At 73.0% G+C, this 22803-nt stretch carries 17 protein-coding genes and 1 pseudogene; 13 read left to right on the forward strand and 5 right to left on the reverse strand.

Annotated features, from left to right (window positions below; all coding sequences use genetic code 11):
* The first annotated feature begins 201 nt into the window (after positions 1–201).
* From ruvC to ACZ6ZR_RS18680, 8 genes are all read left to right on the forward strand, one after another.
* Positions 202–756, forward strand: coding sequence for a crossover junction endodeoxyribonuclease RuvC (ruvC, locus tag ACZ6ZR_RS18645; protein ID WP_465643608.1), 555 nt, complete (start codon positions 202–204; stop codon positions 754–756).
* Positions 753–1367, forward strand: a complete 615-nt coding sequence (ruvA, locus tag ACZ6ZR_RS18650) for a Holliday junction branch migration protein RuvA (RefSeq protein WP_465643610.1) — start codon at positions 753–755, stop codon at positions 1365–1367. Before ruvC ends, ruvA begins: the two co-directional genes overlap by 4 nt.
* A 31-nt stretch (positions 1368–1398) precedes the next feature.
* Positions 1399–2475 (forward strand): Holliday junction branch migration DNA helicase RuvB, encoded by a 1077-nt coding sequence (gene ruvB / locus ACZ6ZR_RS18655; protein WP_465643612.1) that lies wholly within the window; start codon positions 1399–1401, stop codon positions 2473–2475.
* Between the two features lie 209 nt (positions 2476–2684).
* On the forward strand, positions 2685–3071 hold the full coding sequence (gene yajC, locus ACZ6ZR_RS18660) for a preprotein translocase subunit YajC (RefSeq protein WP_465643614.1): 387 nt from the start codon (positions 2685–2687) through the stop codon (positions 3069–3071).
* 141 nt (positions 3072–3212) lie between these two features.
* Positions 3213–4973: a protein translocase subunit SecD gene (secD, locus tag ACZ6ZR_RS18665; RefSeq protein WP_465643616.1), complete on the forward strand. Its 1761-nt coding sequence runs from the start codon at positions 3213–3215 to the stop codon at positions 4971–4973.
* A 4-nt stretch (positions 4974–4977) separates the two neighbouring features.
* Positions 4978–6099, forward strand: coding sequence for a protein translocase subunit SecF (secF, locus tag ACZ6ZR_RS18670; RefSeq protein ID WP_465643618.1), 1122 nt, complete (start codon positions 4978–4980; stop codon positions 6097–6099).
* Positions 6100–6113: 14 nt separating this feature from the next.
* Positions 6114–6665 carry an adenine phosphoribosyltransferase gene (locus ACZ6ZR_RS18675; RefSeq protein WP_465643620.1) on the forward strand — a complete coding sequence of 184 codons (552 nt, stop codon included), beginning with the start codon at positions 6114–6116 and terminating at the stop codon, positions 6663–6665.
* 68 nt (positions 6666–6733) lie between these two features.
* Positions 6734–9118, forward strand: a complete 2385-nt coding sequence (locus tag ACZ6ZR_RS18680) for a RelA/SpoT family protein (protein ID WP_465643622.1) — start codon at positions 6734–6736, stop codon at positions 9116–9118.
* 66 nt (positions 9119–9184) lie between these two features.
* On the opposite strand, the gene ACZ6ZR_RS18685 is transcribed toward ACZ6ZR_RS18680, so the two are convergent.
* Together ACZ6ZR_RS18685 and ACZ6ZR_RS18690 are read right to left on the reverse strand one after the other, a co-directional pair.
* Positions 9185–10414, reverse strand: coding sequence for a DUF349 domain-containing protein (locus ACZ6ZR_RS18685; protein WP_465643624.1), 1230 nt, complete (start codon positions 10412–10414; stop codon positions 9185–9187).
* A gap of 247 nt (positions 10415–10661) precedes the next feature.
* Positions 10662–11462: a peptidylprolyl isomerase gene (locus tag ACZ6ZR_RS18690; protein WP_465643626.1), complete on the reverse strand. Its 801-nt coding sequence runs from the start codon at positions 11460–11462 to the stop codon at positions 10662–10664.
* Between the two features lie 222 nt (positions 11463–11684).
* Here ACZ6ZR_RS18690 and ACZ6ZR_RS18695 point away from each other — a divergent pair, with 222 nt between their 5' ends.
* The 4 genes from ACZ6ZR_RS18695 (at position 11685) to ACZ6ZR_RS18710 (ending at position 16065) form a co-directional block, all read left to right on the forward strand.
* Positions 11685–12392 carry an MBL fold metallo-hydrolase gene (locus ACZ6ZR_RS18695; protein ID WP_465643628.1) on the forward strand — a complete coding sequence of 236 codons (708 nt, stop codon included), beginning with the start codon at positions 11685–11687 and terminating at the stop codon, positions 12390–12392.
* Between the two features lie 11 nt (positions 12393–12403).
* Complete coding sequence (gene hisS, locus ACZ6ZR_RS18700) at positions 12404–13669, forward strand: histidine--tRNA ligase (RefSeq protein ID WP_465643630.1); 1266 nt, start codon at positions 12404–12406, stop codon at positions 13667–13669.
* The gene (aspS, locus tag ACZ6ZR_RS18705; RefSeq protein WP_465643632.1) at positions 13666–15462 is read left to right on the forward strand and encodes an aspartate--tRNA ligase; all 1797 of its coding nucleotides are present in this window, start codon (positions 13666–13668) and stop codon (positions 15460–15462) included. The genes hisS and aspS overlap by 4 nt, the downstream gene beginning before the upstream one ends.
* Positions 15463–15555: 93 nt before the next feature.
* Positions 15556–16065, forward strand: a complete 510-nt coding sequence (locus ACZ6ZR_RS18710) for a GNAT family N-acetyltransferase (RefSeq protein WP_465643634.1) — start codon at positions 15556–15558, stop codon at positions 16063–16065.
* A gap of 130 nt (positions 16066–16195) precedes the next feature.
* On the opposite strand, the pseudogene ACZ6ZR_RS18715 reads toward ACZ6ZR_RS18710, so the two are convergent.
* From ACZ6ZR_RS18715 to ACZ6ZR_RS18725, 3 genes and pseudogenes are all read right to left on the reverse strand, one after another.
* Positions 16196–17185, reverse strand: a pseudogene (locus ACZ6ZR_RS18715) (MFS transporter); the annotation flags it as partial.
* Positions 17182–18156, reverse strand: coding sequence for a hypothetical protein (locus ACZ6ZR_RS18720; protein ID WP_465643636.1), 975 nt, complete (start codon positions 18154–18156; stop codon positions 17182–17184). The gene ACZ6ZR_RS18720 and the pseudogene ACZ6ZR_RS18715, both read right to left, overlap by 4 nt.
* Positions 18157–18220: 64 nt before the next feature.
* A complete protein-coding gene (locus tag ACZ6ZR_RS18725; protein WP_465643637.1) occupies positions 18221–19333 on the reverse strand; it encodes an alkene reductase in 1113 nt (370 codons plus the stop codon).
* A gap of 137 nt (positions 19334–19470) precedes the next feature.
* Here ACZ6ZR_RS18725 and ACZ6ZR_RS18730 point away from each other — a divergent pair, with 137 nt between their 5' ends.
* Positions 19471–22773: an AfsR/SARP family transcriptional regulator gene (locus ACZ6ZR_RS18730; protein ID WP_465643639.1), complete on the forward strand. Its 3303-nt coding sequence runs from the start codon at positions 19471–19473 to the stop codon at positions 22771–22773.
* Positions 22774–22803: the final 30 nt, after the last annotated feature.

Consider the following 22803-nt stretch of genomic DNA (forward strand, 5'->3'; position numbering starts at 1 on the left):
GGCGCCCCGCGCCGCCGCCCACCCGCTCCCCCCCAACTTCAAGATCCGCGCGGGGGGGGCCCCCCCCCCCCCCCCCCCGCGCGCGGGGGGGGGGCCCCCCCCCCGGGGGGGCCCCCCGGCCCCCCCGGGCCGGTGTCGTTCGTCCTGTTGTCCGACCAGGGCGGTAGCCTCTGCAGGTCGGACGTACGGAGGCGGGGCAGAGTGCGGGTGCTGGGTGTGGACCCTGGGCTGACCAGGTGCGGGGTCGGGGTGGTCGACGGCACGCCCGGGCGGCCGCTCACCATGGTCGGGGTCGGCGTGATCCGCACCCCCGCCGAGGAGGAGATCGGGCCCCGGCTGCTCCGGGTCGAGCAGGGCATCGAGCAGTGGCTCGACGAGCACCGGCCCGAACTCGTCGCGGTGGAGCGGGTGTTCGCCCAGCACAACGTGCGCACCGTGATGGGCACCGCGCAGGCCAGCGCGGTCGCGATGCTCTGCGCCACCCGGCGCGGCATCCCCGTCACCCTGCACACCCCGAGCGAGGTCAAGGCCGCCGTCACCGGCTCCGGCCGGGCCGACAAGGCCCAGGTCACCGCGATGGTGACCAGGCTGCTCCGGCTCGCCGAGCCGCCCAAGCCCGCCGACGCCGCCGACGCGCTGGCGCTGGCGATCTGTCACATCTGGCGCGGCACCACCACCAACCGCCTGGCCGCCGCCGTCGCGAGCGCCGCGCAGGCAGCCCCCCGTCCGCGCAGCACCAGGGAGTACCGCCGATGATCGCCTTCGTCCAGGGCCCGGTCGCCGCCGTCACCGCAGGCAGCGCGGTCGTCGAGGTCGGCGGGGTCGGCATGCTGGTGAAGTGCACGCCCCGCACCCTGGGCGCCCTGCGGATCGGCGAGCCGGCCCGGCTCACCACCGCGCTGATCGTCAAGGAGGACTCGCTCACCCTCTACGGCTTCGCCGACGAGGACGAGCGCGCCACCTTCGAGGTGCTGCTCACCGCCAGCGGGGTCGCGGCCACCATGGCGCTCGGCATGCTGGCCGTCTTCACCCCCGACGAGCTGCGCCGGATCGTCGCCCAGGGGGACGCCAAGTCGCTCACCGCGGTGCCCCGGATCGGGCCGAAGCTGGCCCAGAAGCTGCTGCTGGAGTACAAGGACAAGCTCGGCGCCCCGACCGGCGCGGCCGTTCCGGCGCAGAAGCCGCTGGCCGCCGGGCCCGCCCCGTGGAGCGAGCAGCTGCACGCCGCGCTGGTCGGCCTGGGCTACGCGGCCCGGGAGGCCGACGAGGCGGTCGGCGCCGTCGCCCCGGAGGCCGAGGCGCAGACCACCACCGATGTGGGTGCCCTGCTCAAGGCCGCCCTGCGTACCCTGAACCGCACCCGCTGACCGACCGACGCACCGTCAGGAGCCCGCCCCGATGAGCCCGTACGACTCCGATCCCGCCGACCGGGTGGTGGCACCCGCCGCCGACGGTGAGGACCAGGCGGTGGAGGCGGCGCTGCGGCCCAAGCAGCTGGACGAGTTCATCGGCCAGGAGCGGGTCCGCGAGCAGCTCTCGCTGGTGCTCCAGGCCGCCCGCCAGCGCGGCACCGCCCCCGACCACGTGCTGCTCAGCGGCCCGCCCGGGCTGGGCAAGACCACCCTGTCGATGATCATCGCGGCCGAGCTGGGCGCGCCGATCCGGATCACCTCGGGCCCGGCCATCCAGCACGCGGGCGATCTGGCGGCGATCCTCTCCTCGCTGACCGAGGGCGAGGTGCTCTTCCTGGACGAGATCCACCGGATGTCCCGCCCGGCCGAGGAGATGCTCTACCTGGCGATGGAGGACTTCCGGGTCGACGTGATCGTCGGCAAGGGCCCCGGCGCCACCGCGATCCCGCTGGAGCTGCCGCCCTTCACCCTGGTCGGCGCCACCACCCGGGCCGGCCTGCTGCCGCCCCCGCTGCGGGACCGCTTCGGCTTCACCGGGCACATGGAGTTCTACGCGCCGAGCGAGCTGGAGCGGGTGGTCCGGCGCTCGGCCGCCCTGCTGGACGTGGAGATCGACCTGGAGGCCGCGGCCGAGATCGCCGGCCGCTCGCGCGGCACGCCCCGGATCGCCAACCGGCTGCTGCGCCGGGTGCGGGACTTCGCGCAGGTGCGCCACGACGGCCAGGTCAGCCGGGAGATCGCGGCCCAGGCGCTGGACGTCTACGAGGTGGACGCCCGTGGTCTGGACCGCTTGGACCGGGCGGTGCTGGACGCGCTGCTGCGGCTCTTCGGCGGCGGCCCGGTCGGTCTCTCCACCCTGGCGGTCGCGGTGGGCGAGGAGGCCGAGACGGTCGAGGAGGTGGCGGAGCCCTTCCTGGTCCGCGAGGGTCTGCTGGCCCGCACCCCGCGCGGCCGGATCGCCACCGCCGCCGCCTGGCAGCACCTGGGGATGACGCCGCCTCAGCAGGGTGTCCGCGGCCCGGTGCCGGGGCAGGGCGACCTGTTCGGGGCGGCCGGGCGCTGAGAGGGGTCGTTTCGTGGGGATTCGACAGAAGATCGTGAGCAAACCGTTCCTGGCGGAGGTCGCCACCAACGGCGGCAGGATGACATGCTTGGCGTTGTCCGATCAGCGGTGGTCGCTTAGACTCCGCCGGACCGCCCCTCTCACCTGACGGGCCGACCAAAAAGCCAATGGCCGTCACACCGTAGGCGGCCTGGACAAGGACACAGGCTGTGACCACGCTCATCCTTCCCCTGATCATGATCGCTGTGCTGTTCATGATGTTCCGGTCGAACAAGAAGCGACAGGAGCAGGCGCAGCAGATGCGGTCCGGCCTCGAGCCGGGCGCCGGTGTCCGCACCATCGGGGGGATGTACGCCCTGGTCAAGTCGGTCAACGAGGAGACCGTCGAGCTGGAGCTCGCCCCCGGCGTCGTCGCCCACTTCACCAAGGGCTCGGTCGCCGCGGTGCTGGAGCCGCAGGAGTACGACGCGATCATCAACGGCCGTCCGGCCGACGAGGAGCCGCAGGACGAGGCCGACGAGAAGCCGGTCAGCTTCGACAAGTCGGACGACTCGGACAACGGAGGCGCCGACGACGAGGCCCCCAAGAGCAAGTAGTACGGTCGGGCTTCCCCGATCGAGCGGCAACTCGCCGCGCGCACACAGGACCTCACGGGCCGTCAGGCCACCTGCCCCCTATCCGCCACCTACCGGACAGGGTCCGGTGGGCGGGCGGCATGGACAGGGAGAAACAGCAAGGTGGCAACACCCAAGTCGCGTCCGCGCGACGGTTACCCGGGACGGGCACTGGCCTTCATCCTGGTCGTCACCGTCGGACTGGTCGCCCTCATGTTCGGGACGGGCCACACCACGCCGCGTCTCGGGATCGACCTCGCCGGTGGTACCAGCATCACGCTGACCGCCAAGTCGGATGACCCCGCCGCGATCAACAAGTCCAACATGGACACAGCGGTCAACATCATCCAGAAGCGGGTGAACGCCTTCGGTGTCTCCGAGGCCGAGGTCCAGACCCAGGGCTCGGACACCATCATCGTCAACATCCCGAACAAGGATGGTGGCAACGAGAAGGCGATCAAGGACGTCGGCCAGACCGCCAAGCTCTACTTCCGCCCGGTGCTCGCGCTCGCGCCCACCGGCTCCCTGCCGCAGCCCTCGGCCACCCCGAGTGCCTCGGGCACCCCGTCGGCCACCGCCTCGCCGACCGCCGCGGCCTCCGCCGGTGCCCCCTCGGCCACGCCGAGCCCGTCCGGCACCAAGGCCGGCCGCGCCGTCACCGACGCGCTGAAGGCCGACCCGACCGCCTCGGGCTCCCCGAGCCTCCCCAGCACCCCGAGCGCCGTGCCGAGCGCCCCGAGCGCCGCCGACCTCTCGGCCGCCCTCACCCAGGGCGCCGTCCCGGCCGAGCTGCAGCAGCAGTTCGCCGCGCTGGACTGCTCCGACCCGTCGAAGCGCCTGGACTACCAGAGCGACCCGGCCAAGAGCGCCGTCGCCTGCTCCTACGACGCCGAGCAGGGCATCTGGTTCAAGTTCGCGCTCGGCCCGGTGGCCGTGAACGGTGACACCATCACCAAGGCCGCCGCCGTCTTCGACACCCAGCAGAGCGCCGGCTGGCAGGTCCAGCTCCAGTTCAACGGCAAGGGCTCGGACGCCTTCGCCGCGGTCACCGGCCAGCTGGCCACCCAGGCCCCGCCGGCCAACCAGTTCGCCGTGGTCCTCGACGGCAAGGTGGTCTCCCACCCGTCCGTCGCGCAGGCCATCCCCGGCGGCTCGGCCGTGATCTCCGGCAGCTTCACCCAGCAGGAGGCCAAGGCCCTGGCCGACGTGCTCTCCTTCGGTGCGCTCCCGCTGACCTTCCAGATGAGCGACGTCACCACCGTCTCCCCGCAGCTCGGCGGCGACCAGCTGACGGCCGGTCTGATCGCCGGCGCCATCGGCATGCTGCTCGTGGTGCTCTACTCGCTGGTCTACTACCGCGGCCTCGGCCTGGTCTCGATCGCCGGTCTGCTGGTCTCGGCCGCGCTGACCTACGCGATCATGTCGCTGCTCGGCGCGGGCATCGGCTTCGCCCTGAACCTGCCTGCGGTCTGCGGCGCCATCGTCGCGATCGGCATCACCGCGGACTCCTTCATCGTGTACTTCGAGCGCATCCGCGACGAGGTCCGCGACGGCGCCCCGCTGCGCCCGGCCGTCCAGCGCGCCTGGCCCCGGGCCCGGCGCACCATCCTGGTGTCCGACTTCGTCTCCTTCCTCTGTGCCGCGGTGCTCTACTTCGTCTCGGTCGGCAAGGTGCAGGGCTTCGCCTTCACCCTCGGTCTGACCACCGCCCTGGACGTCGTGGTGATCTTCCTCTTCACCAAGCCGATGATCACCCTGCTCGCCCGCACCAAGTTCTTCGCCGAGGGTCACCCGTGGTCCGGCCTGGACCCGAAGCGCCTGGGCGCCCGTCCTCCGGTGCGCGGTCGTCGCCGCACCTCCGCCACTGCCGCCAAGGAGGTCTGACGCGATGTCACGCTTCAGCAACCTCGGTCACCGTCTCTACCAGGGTGAGGTCAGCTTCGACTTCGTCGGGCGCCGCAAGCTCTGGTACACGATCTCCGCGATCATCGTCCTGGTGGCCGGCATCGGTCTGGGCTTCGGCCTCAAGCTCGGCATCGAGTTCGAGGGCGGCTCGGTCTACACCGTCACCAAGCCCGGTCTGACGGTCTCCCAGGCCCAGACCGCGGCCGACCAGATCCTGCACGACACCAAGGCCCTGGTGCAGTCCACCGACAAGGGCGCGGTCAAGATCCAGATCTCGGCCGAGGAGCAGCTCCCGGCGGACACCTTCATCGCCGAGCTCTCCAAGGACCTGGCCGTCCCGGCCAACGAGATCAACGCCCAGGTGATCGGCCCCAGCTGGGGCGAGGAGATCTCCAAGAAGGCGCTGCTCGGCCTGGTCATCTTCATGGTGCTGGTCACCATCTACCTGGCCATCGCCTTCGAGTGGCGGATGGCCATCGCCGCCCTGGTCGCCCTGATCCACGACCTCCTGATCACCATCGGCGTCTACGCCCTGGTCGGTTTCGAGGTCACCCCGGGCACCGTGATCGGCTTCCTCACCATCCTCGGCTACTCGCTCTACGACACGGTCGTCGTCTTCGACACCGTGAAGGAGAACGCCAAGGGGATCACCCGGCAGAACAAGATCACCTTTAGCGAGGCGGCCAACGCCGGTCTGAACCAGACCCTGGTGCGCTCGATCAACACCACCGTGGTGGCGCTCCTCCCGGTCGCCGCGCTGCTCTTCATCGGCGGCGGCTTCCTCGGCGCCGGCACCCTGAACGACATCTCGCTGGCCCTGTTCATCGGCCTCGCGGCCGGTGCCTACTCCTCGATCTGCGTCGCGACCCCGCTGTACGCGCAGCTCAAGGAGGCCACCCCCGAGATGCGCACGCTGGCCAAGAAGGTCGCCGCCCGCCGGGCGGCCGACGCCAAGGCCGCCGCGGAGCGGGCCGCCGCCGGCCTGCCCGAGGAGGAGCCGCAGGCCGACGCGGAGGATGACGACGAGTCAGCCGGTATGGTCGGACAGCGCAACCAGCCGGTGAGCAAGTCCCGCACCCGGGGCCGCCCGTCCGGCAAGCACTGACGACAAGGACCCCCGTGACCTCTCCCGACCCCGCCCTGGCCGAGCTGCTCAACAGCCGGATCAAGGACGTCCCCGACTACCCCAAGCCGGGCGTGCTGTTCAAGGACATCGCACCCCTGCTGGCCGACGCCGAGGCGTTCGGCGCCCTGACCCGGGCGCTGGCCGCCCGGGCGGCGGAGCTCGGGGCGACGAAGGTGGTCGGGCTGGAGGCACGGGGGTTCGTGCTCGCCGCCCCGGCGGCTTACGCGGCCGGCCTGGGCTTCGTGCCGATCCGCAAGAAGGGCAAGCTGCCCGGCGAGGTGTTCGCGAAGTCGTACGACCTGGAGTACGGGTCGGCGACGCTGGAGGTGCAGTGCGACGCCTTCGAGCCGGGTGAGAAGGTGCTGGTCGTCGACGACGTGCTGGCCACCGGCGGCACCATCGCGGCCTCGCTCGACCTGGTCCAGCAGGCCGGTGCCGAGCTGGCCGGCGTGGTGGTCCTGATGGAGCTGAGCTTCCTGCCGGGCCGCGAGCGGCTGCTGCCGCACCTGAACGGAGCACCGCTGGAGACGCTCGTCACCGTCTGAGTGTTCGTGAGACCGGGGGCCTTGTGCCCCCGGTTTCGCGTATCCCGTAGGTTTAGCCACTCTGTACCATGAAAGCCCAACCGCACCACGAGGAGTCGTCCTTGCCCGACGAGGTTGTGCCTCCGGCGCCCGCCACGCCCAAGCCTTCGGCCACCGGCGGTATGCGGGCCCGTCTCGCCCGCCTCGGCGGCCAGCGCTCCACCGTGCTCAACCCGGTGCTGGAGCCGCTGTTCCGGACCATCAGGGCCCAGGACCCGAAGGCCGACCCGGCGCTGCTGCGCGACATCGAGGGCGCCTACGCGGTGGCCGAGAAGTGGCACCGCGGCCAGAAGCGCAAGAGCGGTGACCCGTACATCACCCACCCGCTCGCGGTGGCCACCATCCTGGCCGAACTCGGGATGGACGCGCCCACCCTGATGGCGGGTCTGCTGCACGACACCGTCGAGGACACCGACTACGGCCTGGAGACGCTGCGGCGCGACTTCGGCGACTCGGTGGCCCTGCTGGTGGACGGCGTCACCAAGCTGGACCGGGTGAAGTTCGGCGAGGCCGCGCAGGCCGAGACCGTCCGCAAGATGGTGGTCGCGATGGCCAAGGACCCCCGGGTCCTGGTGATCAAGCTGGCCGACCGGCTGCACAACATGCGGACCATGCGCTACCTCAAGCGGGAGAAGCAGGAGAAGAAGGCCCGCGAGACGCTGGAGATCTACGCCCCGCTGGCGCACCGGCTGGGCATGAACACCATCAAGTGGGAGCTGGAGGACCTCGCCTTCGCGATCCTCTACCCCAAGATGTACGACGAGATCGTGCGTCTGGTGGCCGAGCGGGCGCCCAAGCGGGACGAGTACCTGGCCACCGTGATCGACCAGGTCCAGGGGGACTTGCGGAGCGCCCGGATCACCGCGCAGGTGACGGGCCGTCCGAAGCACTACTACTCGGTCTACCAGAAGATGATCGTGCGCGGCCGCGACTTCGCCGAGATCTACGACCTGGTCGGCATCCGAGTCCTGGTGGACACCGTCCGCGACTGCTACGCGGCGCTCGGCACCATCCACGCGCGGTGGAACCCGGTCCCCGGCCGGTTCAAGGACTACATCGCGATGCCGAAGTTCAACATGTACCAGTCGCTGCACACCACGGTGATCGGCCCCGGCGGCAAGCCGGTCGAGCTGCAGATCCGCACCTTCGACATGCACCGGCGGGCCGAGTACGGCATCGCCGCGCACTGGAAGTACAAGCAGCGCGCGGTGGCCGGGGCCTCCAAGGTGCGCACCGACACGCCGACCCAGGTCCGCAAGGACGACAAGGCCGGGGCCGTCAACGAGATGGCCTGGCTGCGGCAGCTGCTGGACTGGCAGAAGGAGACCGAGGACCCGAGCGAGTTCCTCGAGTCGCTGCGCTTCGACCTCTCCAACAACGAGACCTTCGTCTTCACCCCCAAGGGTGACGTGATAGCGCTGCCGGCCGGGGCCACCCCGGTGGACTTCGCCTTCGCGGTGCACACCGAGGTCGGGTACCGGTGCATAGGAGCACGGGTCAACGGCCGGCTGGTGCCGCTGGAGTCGACGCTGGAGAACGGCGACACGGTGGAGGTCTTCACCTCCAAGGCGGAGAACGCCGGCCCGTCCCGGGACTGGCTCGGCTTCGTCAAGTCGCCCCGGGCCCGGAACAAGATCAAGGCCTGGTTCTCCAAGGAGCGCCGCGAGGAGGCGATCGAGCAGGGCAAGGAGGCGATCGTCCGGGCGATGCGCAAGCAGGGCCTGCCGATCCAGCGGATCCTGACCGGCGACTCGCTGGTGACCCTGGCGCACGAGATGCGCTACCCGGACATCTCCTCGTTCTACGCGGCGATCGGCGAGGGCCACGTCGCGGCGCAGAACATTGTCCAGAAGCTGGTGCAGGCGCTCGGCGGCGAGGAGGGCGCGACCGACGACCTGGCCGAGACCGCCACCCCGACGGCCCATCAGAACCGGGCCACCCGGCGCCGGGCCAAGGGCGACCCGGGGATCATCGTCAAGGGCGTGGACGACGTCTGGGTCAAGCTGTCCCGCTGCTGCACGCCGGTGCCGGGCGATCCGATCGTCGGCTTCGTCACCCGGGGCAACGGCGTCTCGGTGCACCGGGCGGACTGCGTCAACGTCGAGGCGCTCAACCAGCAGCCGGAGCGGATGATCGAGGTCGAGTGGGCCGCGACCCAGTCCTCGGTCTTCCTGGTGGCCATCCAGGTGGAGGCGCTGGACCGCTCCCGCCTGCTCTCGGACGTCACCCGGGTCCTCTCCGACCAGCACGTCAACATCCTGTCGGCGGCGGTGCAGACCTCCCGGGACCGGGTGGCGATGAGCCGCTTCACCTTCGAGATGGGCGACCCGAAGCACCTCGGGCACGTGCTCAAGGCGGTCCGCGGCGTCGAGGGCGTCTACGACGTCTACCGGGTCACCTCGGCCCGCCGGTAAGGCCGGGAAGCACGGAAGGGCCCCACCGCCTCGGCGGTGGGGCCCTTCTGACGTGCGGTCAGCGGATCAGCCGCTGAACTCCTCCAGGCTCTTCTGGGCCTGGTCGAGCAGGGCCTGACGGCCCGCCAGCTCGTTCTCCAGCTTGGCGGCCTTGGACGCGTTGCCGGCCGCGCGGGCCTTGTCCAGGTCGGCCTGGAGCTTGTTCACCGCGGACTGCAGCAGGGCGGTCATGCCGGTGGCCCGGGCGCGGGCCTCCGGGTTGGAGCGCTGCCACTCGGCGTCCTCGGCCTCGCGGACGGCCCGCTCGACCGTGCTGAGGCGGGCGTCCAGACGCGGCTTGGCGTCGCGCGGGACGTGGCCGACGGCCTCCCAGCGCTCGGAGACCTCGCGCAGCGCGGCCTTGGCGGCCTTGAGGTCGGTGATCGGCAGGATCGCCTCGGCCTCGACCAGCAGGGCCTCCTTGAGCTTCTGGTTCTCACCCTGCTCGGCGTCACGCTCGCTGAAGGTGGCCGAACGCGCCTGGAAGAACACGTCCTGGGCACCCCGGAAGCGGGCCCACAGCTCCTCCTCGGTGTCCCGCTGGGCGCGGCCGGCCGCCTTCCAACGGGCCATCAGGTCCCGGTAGGCGGCGGCGGTGTCGCCCCACTCGGTCGAGTTGGAGAGCGCCTCGGCCTCGGCCACCAGACGCTCCTTGACCGCCTTGGCCTGGTCGCGCTCGGCGTCCAGGGTGGCGAAGTGCCCCTTGCGGTGCTTGGAGAACACCGAGCGGGCGTGCGAGAAGCGGTGCCACAGCTCGTCGTCGCTCTTGCGGTCCAGCCGGGGCAGCGCCTTCCAGCTGTCCACCAGCGCGCGCAGCCGGTCCCCGGCCTCCCGCCACTGGGTGGACTCGGCCAGCTGCTCGGCCTCGGCGACCAGCTTCTCCTTGGCCGCGCGGGTCTCCTCCTGGGCCTTGGCCCGGGCCGCCTTGCGCTCGGTCTGACGGCTCTCGACCTCACCGGCCAGGGTCTCCAGCCGCTGGGCGAGCGCGGCCAGGTCGCCGACCGCGTGCGCCTCGGTGACCTGCTCGCGCAGGTGGTCCAGGGCGGTCTGGGCGTCCTTGGCGGCCAGGTCGGTCTTGCGGACCCGGTGCTCCAGCAGCCCGATCTCGGCCGACAGGCCCTGGTACTTGCGCTCGAAGTAGGCGAGGGCCTCCTCGGGGGAGCCCGCCTGCCAGGAGCCGACGACGCGCTCGCCTTCGGCCGTCCTGACGTAGACGGTCCCCTGCTCGTCGACACGGCCCCACGGGTCGCTGCTCACAGCGCGCCTCCTCCACATGACGCCGCGCCCCTGACGGGGGCGGTACGTCGTCCACAGTTGATGTGCGGCGGACCGATGGAGTCCGCCGTCCGGGCCGTCGGGTTTCGGTGCCGAGGGTGACGGCCGACGGTCAGGGCACCCTATACAACAAGCAAGATAGGCGACCAGCACCGGCGTTGTCCGTCATCCGGGCCGGGTGGCTCGTCACGGCGCCGCGCCCGGGGAGCCGGGCGCGGCGCCTCCGGGCTCAGGACTTGGTGGTGGTCACCGCGTTGAGCACCACGTTGGCGCTGGGGGCGCCGTCGCCGCCACCGCCCTGGACACCGCCGGCGGCGATGTTGTTGAGCACGTCCAGACCACCGGTGATCTTGCCGAACGGCGTGTAGTTCGGGGGCAGTTTGGTGTCCTTGTAGACCAGGAAGAACTGGCTGCCGTTGGTGCCCGGGCCCGCGTTGGCCATCGCCAGGGTGCCGGCCGGGTAGGTGGCGCCGGTGAGGTTCTCGTCCGGGAACTGGTAGCCCGGGCCGCCGGAGCCGGTGCCGGTCGGGTCGCCGCACTGGAGCACGTAGATGCCCTGGGTGGTGAGGCGGTGGCACTTCACGTGGTCGAAGTACTGCTCGTTCGACAGGAAAGCGAAGGAGTTGACCGTCTTGGGGGCCTTGGCGGCGTCCAGAGCGACCGTCACGTCACCGCAGCTGGTCTTCAGCGTGGCGGTGTAGGTGGCCTTGGTGTCCAGCGCCATGGCCGGCTCGGTCTTCCACTGCTTGCCGTTGGGCTTGCCCTCGGCCGGGGGGGTGCAGCCCTTGACCTCGACCGGGGCGGGGGCCGACGCGCTCGGCGCGGCCTGCGCCGAGTTCTCCTTCTTCGGGTCCGAGTCGAAGAGGCCGCCGGCCCAGGCGCCGCCCGCCGCGATCAGCACGACGGCCAGCGAGCCGCCGATGATCGCGTTGCGCTGACGGGCCTTCTTCTGGGCCTCGGCCCGGCGCTCCGCCTGGCGCTCGTACTTCTCGCGGGCGAGCTGCCGCCGCCGCTGTTCGCTGCTGACCACCGGGCGTGTCTCCTGAGGAATGGGCGTCTTGGTCGGGTATCTCGGGACGGATCATCGCATCCGTCGGCGGCCAAGTGTAGGGACCTCGTGCGTAAGTACGGGATCAGCCGGGCGGGCCGACCGGTCACGATTGCGCCGACAACCGGTTAGGAACCCGTGCGGTGGCGCCGGTAGGCTGCGGGGTGACTCGTAATTGTCGTTACCCGATGGAGAGGAATCACGTTGTTCGTCGCCGGATTTCCCGCCGGAGCCTGGGGCACCAATTGCTACCTGGTCGCGCCGGCTGCCGGTGAGGAGTGCGTGATCGTCGACCCCGGGCACGAGGCGGCCCAGGGCGTCGAGGACCTGATCCGGGAGCACCGGCTGAAGCCCGTCGCCGTGCTGCTCACCCACGGGCACCTCGACCACATCGCCTCGGTGGTGCCGGTCTGCGGCGCGCGGAACGTGCCCGCCTGGATCCACCCGGACGACCGCTACATGATGACCGACCCGGCGCGCGGCCTCGGCCGCGCCGTCGGTCAGCAGATCATGGGGTCGATCACAGTCGGCGAGCCGGACGACGTACGGGAGTTGACCGACGGCGCGCTGCTGGAGCTGGCCGGTCTGCAACTGACGGTCGATCATGCTCCCGGCCATACCAAGGGGTCGGTGACCTTCCGGACACCCTCGAACGAAGACGTGCCGCCGGTGCTCTTCTCGGGTGACCTGCTGTTCGCCGGCTCCATCGGGCGTACCGACCTCCCGGGGGGAGACGGCGAGGCGATCCTTCGCTCGCTGGCCCGGGTGTGCCTGCCCCTCGACGACTCCACCGTGGTCCTCTCCGGCCACGGCGGCCAGACCACCATCGGCCGCGAGCGCGCGACGAACCCCTACCTCAGGCAGGCGGCGGGAGCGCACGGCGCTCCGGCCTTCCCGCGACGAGGAATGTGACGGAAGAGAAGTTGAGCACCTTCACCGCCCCCAAGGGCACCTACGACCTGCTGCCGGGCTCCAACTCCGCCGAGTTCCTGGCCGTCCGCGACCGCCTGAGCGCGCCGCTGCGCCGGGCCGGCTACGGCTACATCGAGACCCCGGTCTTCGAGGACCTCAAGCTCTTCTCCCGCGGTGTCGGCGAGTCCACCGACATCGTCTCCAAGGAGATGTACACCCTCACCACCAAGGGCGGCGACGAGCTCGGGCTGCGCCCCGAGGGCACCGCCTCGGTGGTGCGCGCCGCGCTCCAGGCCAACCTGCACAAGCAGGGCAACCTGCCGGTGAAGCTCTGGTACTCCGGCTCCTTCTACCGCTACGAGCGGGCCCAGAAGGGCCGCTACCGCCAGTTCTCGCAGATCGGCGCCGAGGCGATCGGGGCCGAGGACCCGGCGCTGGACGCCGAGTTGATGATCCTGGCCGACGACGCCTTCAAGGCGCTCGGGCTGCGGAACTACAAGCTGCTGGTCAACTCGCTCGGCGACAAGCAGTGCCGCCCGGTCTACCGCGCCGCGCTGGTGGAGTTCCTGTCCAAGCTCGACCTGGACGAGGAGACCCGCCGCCGCGCCGAGATCAACCCGCTCCGGGTGCTCGACGACAAGCGCGAGTCGGTGCAGGCCCAGCTCACCGACGCGCCGATGCTCGGCGACTACCTGTGCGAGGACTGCAAGTCCTACGACGAGCAGGTCCGCACGCTGCTGACCGCCGCCGGCGTCGCGTACGAGCAGGACCCCAAGCTGGTCCGCGGCCTGGACTACTACACCCGCACCACCTTCGAGTTCGTGCACTCCGGCCTCGGCGCGCAGTCCGCGATCGGCGGCGGCGGGCGGTACGACGGACTGTCGGAGATGCTCGGCGGCCCGGCCCTGCCCTCGGTCGGCTGGGGACTCGGCGTGGACCGCACCTACCTGGCGCTGGAGGCCGAGGGCCTGACCCTCGACCTGCCGGCCACCACCGAGGTGTACGCCGTGGCGCTCGGCGAGGAGGCCAAGGCCGTGCTGTTCGGCAAGGTGACCGAGCTGCGCCGGGCGGGCATCGCCACCGACCTCGCCTTCGGCGTCAAGAGCATCAAGAACGCCATGAAGTCCGCCGACCGTAGCGGCGCCCGCTTCGCCTTGGTCGCCGGGGACCGCGATCTCGCCGAGGGCGTGGTCCAGTTGAAGGACATGACCTCGGGCGAGCAGACCCCCGTCGCCCTCGAAGCACTCGTCACCACCCTGAAGGAGAAGCAGCTGTGATCCGCACGCACGACGCGGGCACGCTCCGCGCGGAGCACGCCGGCACCACCGTCACCCTGGCCGGTTGGGTCGCCCGTCGCCGAGACCACGGCGGCGTCGCCTTCATCGACCTCCGCGACGCCTCCGGCACCGTGCAGATCGTGGCCCGCGACCTGGAGGCCATCGGCGACCTGCGCTCCGAGTACTGCGTCAAGGTCGTCGGCGAGGTCCGGGTCCGTCCCGAGGGCAACGAGAACCCGGAGATCCCGACCGGCCAGGTCGAGGTCGTGGTCGGCGCGCTGGAGGTCCTCTCCGAGGCCGCCGCGCTGCCGTTCCAGGTCGCCGAGTACGAGCCGGGCACGGTCAACGAGGAGGTCCGCCTCCGCTACCGCTACCTGGACCTGCGCCGCGAGGGCCCGGCCCGCGCGCTGCGGCTGCGCTCGAAGGTCAACCACATCATCCGCACGGTGATGGAGGAGAACGACTTCCTCGACATCGAGACGCCGTACCTCACCCGCTCCACCCCCGAGGGCGCCCGCGACTTCCTGGTGCCGGTCCGGCTCCAGCCGGGCCACTGGTACGCCCTGCCGCAGTCGCCGCAGCTGTTCAAGCAGCTGCTCATGGTGGCCGGCATGGAGCGGTACTACCAGATCGCCCGCTGCTTCCGCGACGAGGACTTCCGCGCCGACCGGCAGCCGGAGTTCACCCAGCTGGACATCGAGGCCTCGTTCGTCGACCAGGAGGACATTCTGGCCCTCGGCGAGAAGGTCGTCTCCCGGATCTGGTCCGAGGTCCACGGCTACGAGCTGCCCAGCCCGCTGCCCCGGATGACCTACGCCGACGCGATGAACCGCTACGGCTCGGACAAGCCGGACGTGCGCTTCGGCCAGGAGCTCACCGACCTCACCGAGTACTTCAAGGGCACCGAGTTCCGGGTCTTCCAGGCCCCGTACGTCGGCGCCGTGGTGATGCCCGGTGGCGCCTCCCAGCCGCGCAAGCAGCTGGACGCCTGGCAGGACTGGGCCAAGGCGCGCGGCGCCCGCGGCCTGGCCTACGTGCTGGTGGACGCCGAGACCGGCGAGCTGCGCGGCCCGGTGGCCAAGAACCTCTCCGAGGAGCACCTGGCGGGCCTCGCGGCCGCGGCCGGTGCCAAGCCGGGCGACGCGGTGTTCTTCGCGGCCGGCAAGAAGACCGCCTCGCAGGAGCTGCTCGGCGCCGCCCGCCTGGAGATCGGCCGCCGCTGCGAGCTCATCGACGAGTCGCAGTGGGCCTTCCTCTGGGTGGTCGACTTCCCGATGTTCGAGCCGATCGAGGACGACAAGGGCGAGTTCGCCGGCTGGCACGCCGTGCACCACCCCTTCACCGCCCCGACCGCCGAGTCACTGGCCAGCTTCGACACCGACCCGGGCTCGGCGCTCTCCAACGCCTACGACCTGGTGCTCAACGGCTCGGAGCTGGGCGGCGGTTCGATCCGTATCCACCAGCGGGACGTGCAGAAGCGGGCGTTCGACGCGATCGGCCTCAGCGAGGAGGAGGCCCAGTCGCAGTTCGGCTTCCTGCTGGACGCCTTCAACTACGGCCCGCCGCCGCACGGTGGTGTCGCCTTCGGCCTGGACCGCATCGTCACCCTGCTCGGGGGGTACGACACCATCCGTGACGTCATCGCCTTCCCGAAGACCTCGACCGGTGGCGACCCGCTGACCGGCGCCCCGACCCCGATCACCCCGGCCCAGCGCCGGGAGGCCGGTGTCGACGCGCGGCCGAAGTCGGAGACGGCCGCGGCGGCCAAGTCGGAGGCCCAGAAGGAGTCCTGACGCGGCTTCAGTAACATCGTGGCCCCGGTGGATGCGACTCGTCGCAACTGCCGGGGCCGCTCTCTCGTCCACAATGGCGTGGAAGGAACAACGATGACCGTCAGCACCAGAGTCGAGCTCCCCGAGGACGCGCCCGCGACCAGACGGGTGCACATGGCCGCCTTCCCGGGCCCGGACGAGGCCGACCTGGTCGACGCGCTGCGCCGTGACGTGGCCTGGCTGCCGGAGCTCTCCGTGGTGGCGGTGGACGAGCGGGACCTCGTGGTCGGCCACGCGCTGCTGACCAGGCTGGAGGTCGGCGACGGCGCGGCCCTGGCGCTCGCCCCGGTGGCGGTCGCGCCCGAGTGGCAGCGGCAGGGGATCGGGCAGCAGCTGGTGCGGGCCGCGCTGGACGCCGCCGTGGCGGCGGGGGAGCAGCTGGTGGTGGTGCTCGGGGACCCGTCCTACTACGGGCAGTTCGGCTTCACACCGGCCGCCGAGCACGCGGTGACCGGGCCCTTCGAGGTGCCCGGCGAGTACTTCCAGGCGCTCCGCCTGCCGGGGGCCAACGGCTCCACGCCGAGCGGGCACTGCCGCTATCCGGAGCCGTTCGGCTCGTTCTGACCGTGCCCGGCCGGGCGGCCGCCAGTCCGAGGGCCGCCTCCGGCAGGACGAGCACCAGCAGCAGGAGCAGCGGGGCCGTCCAGCCGCCGGTGGCGGTGTGCAGCAGACCCACCGTCAGCGGGCCGAGGGCGGCCAGGCCGTAGCCGGCGGTCTGGGCCAGGGCGGAGAGCCGGGCGGCGGTCGGGGCGTCCGGGGTGCGCAGGCTCAGCAGCGTGACGGCGAGCGGGAACGCCACGCCGTTGGCCGCTCCGAGCAGCACCACCCAGAGCCAGGCCGCCTGCGGCAGGACCAGCAGCCCGGCGAGCCCGAGGGCCATCGCGGCGCCGACGCCCGCGGCGAACGGGCGCTGGCCGGGCAGCCGGGCGGCGAGCACGGGGGTGGCGAAGCCCAGCGGGATGCCGGCCAGCAGGAAGACCGAGAGCATCGCCCCGGCCTCGGCGGCACCGTGCCCCTGATCGCGCATCAGCTCGGGCAGCCAGGCGGTCAGCACGTAGAACATCAGCGAGACCAGCCCGAGGAACCCGGCCACGGCCAGCGCCAGCGGCTCACGGAGCAGCGACCCGGCGGGGGCGGCTCGGGCGGGGGCGTGTTCGGGCCCGCGGGGGCGCGCGCACCAGAGCAGTGCGGCGGCGAGTGCCGGGAGGGCCCAGAGGGCGAGGGCCCCGTGGAGGCCGGCAGCCCGTTCGAGGGGGACGGCGAGCGCGGCGGCCAGGGCGGCGGTGGCGGACATCGTGGCCATGGCCAGGCCGGTGGCGGGGCCGACCCGGGTGGGGAAGCGCTGCTTCACCACGGCGGGGAGCAGCACGTTGCCGACGGCGATGCCCGCGCCCGCGAGGGCCGTGCCGGCGAACAGGGCGGGGGACGTGGTCAGGCTCCGCAGGAGTTGACCCGCCGTCAGGACCGCCAGCGCTCCGGCGACGGTGGCCGCCGTGCCGAAGCGGCGGGCGAGCGGGACGGCGCAGGGGGCGAACAGGGCCAGGCAGAGCACCGGCAGGGTGGTGAGGGCACTCGCGGTGACCCCGTCCGCGCCGAGGGCGGGCAGCAGCGGCGGGACGGTGGTGATCGCGGCCCGGAGGTCGGCCGCCAGCAGGGCCAGCGCGGCCACCGCCCACGCCGTCACGCGGCCCGGCCGCGGTACGGGCAGGCGAGCTGCTCCAGGATGGTCTCCGAGAGCAGGTCCTCCTGGCCCTTCAGGGCGTCGGCCACCTCCTGGTCCACCGGGAACACCAGCTCGGCGGCGACGTTGTCCTGGACGATCCGGGCCAGGTTGTCCAGGGCGGTGGCCACCGGGTCGGCGGGGAGCTGGGCGGTGGTGACGTCCAGCAGGTGGTCGCGGACCCGGGCCGGGTCCATGAACCGCCGGATGACGATGGTGTTCTGGTTGAGCACGGCGGTGGTCCAGATCGAGAGCACCACCACGTACAGGTCGGGCCAGTCCCGCTCGCCGACCCGCTGCCGCCAGCGCCGCATCAGGCGGCCGACCCCGGTGATCTGGGCCCGGGCGGCGTGCGCCATGTTGGTGCGGATGTCGGGGTACACGGAGCCGGTGAAGTCGGTGAAGGTCCCGACGGTGAACCCGCCCCGCGCCACCGAGGTCTCCGCGAACTCCAGTGCCGCGTCCAGGATCCGCCGCGAGGAGGCCTCCAACTCCGGGGGCAGGGCGGCGTCCCCGAGCAGCCGGCGGGCGGTCGACAGGGTGCCGGCGAACTCCCGTAGCGGCCCCGCCCAGCCGTCCGCCCCCTGCGCGCCGGTCAGGTACGGGGCGAGGATCGAGAAGGCGCCGAGCGGCACGTGCGCGACGGACTTGGCGAGTTCGAACTCCTCCGCCACCGGGTGCAGGCTCTCCCGCTCGCCCCGGTGGAGCAGGGTGTAGCGGCCGCCCCGCGAGTCGTTCTCCACCACCACGACCGGGGTGAGGCCCTGGGTGAGCCCGGCCTTCAGGGCGGCGTACTCGCGCCGCATGCCGGCGTTGACGGCCAGCAGGGAGTCCCGGGCCCGCCGGGCCGGGTCGGAGCGGAAGGTGACCAGCTCCAGGTCGTGCGGGTCCACGTCCTGGCCGTGGTCGTTCCTGGTGGGCGGGGCGGTGGCCATGGTGATCCTCCGTCAGGGTCGGTGCACCCCACCCTGGACGTCCCGCCGTCCCGCCCGGCAGGGCTCAGCGTCCCGCTCCGGTCCCGGCCGCCTCCAGCACGGGGTAGTCGGTGTAGCCGGTCTCCCCGCCGACGTACATCAGGTGGGCGTCCCGGATCGGGTTGAGCGGTGCCCCGGCCCGCAGCCGGGCGACCAGGTCGGGGTTGGCCAGGAAGGCGCGGCCGAGGGCGATCAGGTCGGCGCCCGCGGCCAGCAGCCGCTCGCCGGCCGCCCGGCCGCCGTCCACCGGGAGCGGGCCGGGCCAGGGGAGCACCGGGTTGGCGACCAGGGTGCCGGGCCAGGCGCGGCGCAGGGTGTGGAAGAGCGGCTGCTCCGGGTCGGCGAAGACCACGTGCAGGTAGGAGAGGCCGCCGAGCCCGGCCAGTGCCCCGACCAGGGCCGGGTAGACCTCCTCGACGTCGTCCTCGGCCATGCCGTTGGCGGTGACTCCGGGCGCGATCCGGACGCCGACCCGCTCCGGGCCGATCGCCTCGGCGACCGCCCGCACCACCTCGACGGTGAAGCGGATCCGGTTCGCGACCGGGCCGCCGTAGCCGTCGGTGCGGCGGTTGGTGTGCGAGGAGAGGAACTGGTGCAGCAGGTAGCCGTTGGCGGAGTGCACCTCGACCCCGGCGAAGCCGGCCGCCACCGCCCGGCGCGCGGCGGCGGCGAAGTCGGCGACCGTGTCGCGGATGTCCCGCTCCGTCATCTCCCGCGGCACCACGGTCTCCTGGTGGCCGGACGGGGTGAAGATCGTGCCGGGCAGCGGCACCGGGGAGGGCGCCAGCGGGTGCAGCCCGGTGGTCTCCGGGTGTCCGACCCGGCCGCCGTGCTGGAGCTGGAGGTACATCTGCCCGCCCTCGGCCCGGACCGCGTCGGTGACCCGCCGCCACCCGGCGACGTGGGTCTCGTCGTGGATGGCCGGGATGTCGGGGTAGGTGGCGCCGACCGGGTTGGGGGTGGCGGCCTCGGCGATGATCAGCCCGGCGGTGGCGCGCTGGGCGTAGTAGGTGGCCATCAGCGCGGTCGGGACGCCGGTGGCGCTCGCCCGGTTGCGGGTCATCGGGGCCATCACCAGGCGGTTGGCGAGGTGGAGGGTGCCGAGGCGGGCGGGCTCGAACAGGTCGGTGCTGGTCATCGGGTGCTCCAAGGGGCCGGTCGGGTTGGTGCTCTGACGATGGCTCAGGCCGCTTCGGGAACACTGACGGTCCCCTGATGGTCCGCTGACGGTCCGCTCGCGGGGGCCGATGATCATGGCTGGGTAGAGTGGGCCGCATGAGGTACGGGGTGCTCGGTCCGCTGGCGGTGTGGGACGCGGAGGGCGCCGTGGTGCCCGTCGCCGAGGCCAAGGTGCGGGCGCTGCTCGCGGTGCTGCTGGTGCACGAGGGGCGCGCCGTACCGGCGGACCGGCTGGTGGACGCGCTCTGGGGCGCCGCCCTGCCCGGGAACCCCGCCAACGCCCTCCAGGCCAAGGTCTCCCAGCTGCGCCGGGCGATCGGACGCGACCGGGTGACGTACCAGCCGGCCGGGTACCGGCTGCTGTTGGCGGACGGTGAGCTCGACGCCGGGATGTTCCGCACCCGGGCGGCCGGGGCCCGGCTGCTCACCGACCCCGGGGAGCGGGCCGCCGGTCTGGGCCGGGCGCTGGAGCCGTGGCGGGGAGAGCCGTACGCGGACTTCGCCGACGAGGAGTTCGCCCGGGCGGCGGTGCAGCGGCTCGCCGAGGAGCGGCTGACGGTGGAGGAGGAGCGGGCCGAGGCCCGGCTGGCGGCCGGCGATCCGGTGCTGCCGGGGGAGCTCGCCGAACTGGTGGACCGTCACCCGCTGCGCGAGCGGCTGCGGGTGGTGCAGCTGCGGGCGCTGTACCGGGCCGGGCGGCAGGGTGAGGCGCTGGCCGCGTACGGGGAGCTGCGGGCGCTGCTGGCCGAGGAGTTGGGGATCGACCCGGGGCCGGAGCTGACCGCGCTGCACCGGGCGATCCTGCGGCAGGACCCGTCGCTGCTGCCCGCCGGGCCGGGGGCCGGGGCAGCGGAGAGGGCAGCGGAGAGGGCGGCCGAGGGGGCACCGGCGGCATCGGTGGCCGTGCTCGCCCGGCCCGGTGCCGCCGCACTGCCGCTGCCGCGGACCGCGCTGGTCGGCCGGGGCCGGGAGCTGGACGCCGTGGCCGAACTGCTGCGCGCCGAACGGCTGGTGACGCTCACCGGCCCGGGCGGGGTGGGCAAGACCCGGCTCGCGCTGGCACTCGCGCACCGGCTCGCCGAGGACCCGGAGGAGGACGTCCGGCTGGTGGAGCTAGGCCCGCTGCCCGTCGGCACGGCCGATCTCGCCCAGCCGGTGGCGGCCGCCCTCGGACTCCAGCAGGCCGCGACACCGCCGGCCCCCAGCTCGGCCACCGCCGCGCTGGCCGCCGCGCTGCGCGGGCGCCGGACGCTGCTGGTCCTGGACAACTGCGAGCACGTGGTGGACGCGGCCGCCGCGCTGGTCGCCGAGCTGCTCGCGGCCGCGCCCGGCCTGCGCGTGCTGGCCACCAGCCGGGAGTCGCTGCGCCTCCCGGAGGAGACCGTGCACCCCGTCCCGACGCTCGGACCGGTCGACGCCGCACGGCTGTTCACGGACCGCGCGGGCGCCGCCGCCCCCGGCTTCGCCAGGTCGGCCGGGGAGCGGGAGACCCAGGAGCCGGTGGAGCGGATCTGCCGTCAGCTCGACGGCCTGCCGCTCGCCCTGGAGCTGGCCGCGACCCGGGTCCGGGCCATGGGAGTCCGGGAGTTGGCGGACCGGCTGGGCGACCGGTTCCGGCTGCTGGCCTCCGGACAGCGTGGCCTGCCCGCCCGGCAGCAGACCCTCCGGGCGGTGATCGACTGGAGCTGGGAGCTGCTCACCGAGGCCGAACGCGCCGTGCTGCGACGGCTCTCCGTGCCGGTGGCCGGCTGCACCCTGCCCGCCGCCGAGGCGGTCTGCGCGGGGCCGGAGGCCCCCGGGGCCGAGGTCTTCGACCTGGTGGCCCGGCTGGTGGACCGCTCACTGGTGGAGGCCGCGCACACCGCGGACGGCCCCCGCTACCACCTGCTCGAATCCGTCACCGCCTACGCCCGCGAACGGCTGCACGAGGCGGGCGAGTCGGCGGCCGTCGCGCAGCGGCACGCCCGCCACTACGGCGGCCTGGCCGAGGCGGCCGAGCCCGGACTGCGCGGGCCGGAGCAGCGCCACTGGCTGGCCCGGCTGGACGCCGACGCCGCCAACACCCGGGCCGCGCTCGACCACTCCCTGCACCACGGCGACCCGGCCGCCGCCGCCCGGTCGGCCGCCGCCCTCACCCCCTGGTGGCTGCTGCGCGGCCGCCTCCACGAGGCCCGCACCACCCTGGCCGCCGTGCTGGCGGCACTGCCGGAAGGCACTCGGGGGGATGGCGAACTACAGCTCCAGCACGGTGCGTTCGCGATGCTGACCGGTTGGCGGCCGCCGGACGGGGCGGGTGCCGAGGCCGGGCTTTCATTGGGTGAACTCTGGCTCCGGCGCGGCGGGTTGACGGGGCCGGCGGACGGGGACGGCGCTGAGGACGGCGCGCCCGACCGGGCCCGGCGCGGCCGGGCGCTCTGGCTGTTCGGCCACGGCCTGCACCACGCGGGCGACCCGGTGGCGGCCCGGGAGGTGGCCCGACGGGCCTTGGCGCTCTGCGCAGCGGCGGACGAACCCTGGGGAACGGCCGCCGCGCGGGCCCTGCTGGCCGTCACGGCGCTGGCCGCCGGAGAGCTGGCCGAGGCCCGCCGCGAGGGGCTCGCCGCCGCGGCCGCCTTCCGCGAACTCGGCGACGGATGGGGAGAGTTGCAGACCGTCCCGGTGCTCGCCGCGCTGGCCGAGATCGCCGGGGACCACGCCGCCGCCACGGTGCTCCAGACCGAGGGGCTGGCGCTCGCCGAGGGGCTGGGCCTGGCCGCCGAGGTCTCCGCCCGGCTGGGCGGTCTGGGACGGCTGGCCCTGCTCGCGGGCGACTGGGACCGGGCCCGTGACCTGCACGAACGGGCCCGGCGGGCGGCCGTCGCGCAGGGGTACCTGTACGGCGAGGTGTTCGCCCTGATGGGGCTGGCACTGGGCGCGCGGCGGGCGGGAGAGCTGGACGAGGCGGAGCGGCACCTGCGCGCGATGCTCGACGACTTCCCGTCCTCCCCGGCCGGCAAGCACCTGCTCCACGTGGAGCTGGGCTTCACCGCGGAACTGCGCGGACGCGTGGCCGAAGCCGCCGCCCTGCACCGTGAAGGGCTCGCGTACGCAAAGGAGTTGGGAGACCCCCGGGCCGTCGCGCTCTCCCTGGAGGGTCTGGCCGGGGTGGCAGTGCTGGGCGGCGACCCGGCGGAGGCCGTCCGGCTGCTGGCCGAGGCGGACGCCCTGCGGCGGGCGAACGGCGGGCCGCTCCCACCGGCGGAACGCGGCGACGTCGACCGCATCACCGCCGCTCTCCACGGTCACCACCTCGGGGTTCAGGGGCGCGAGGAACTGCGCGAATCGGAAGACGACAGCCGTGTGCCGGGTACGGACACTCACGTGCAAGTGGCTCTCCGTACCCGGCGATCGGGTCGGTGACTTCCGCCTCGCGCAGTTCCTCGCGCCCCT

This window comes from Kitasatospora sp. NPDC088742, assembly GCF_055584905.1.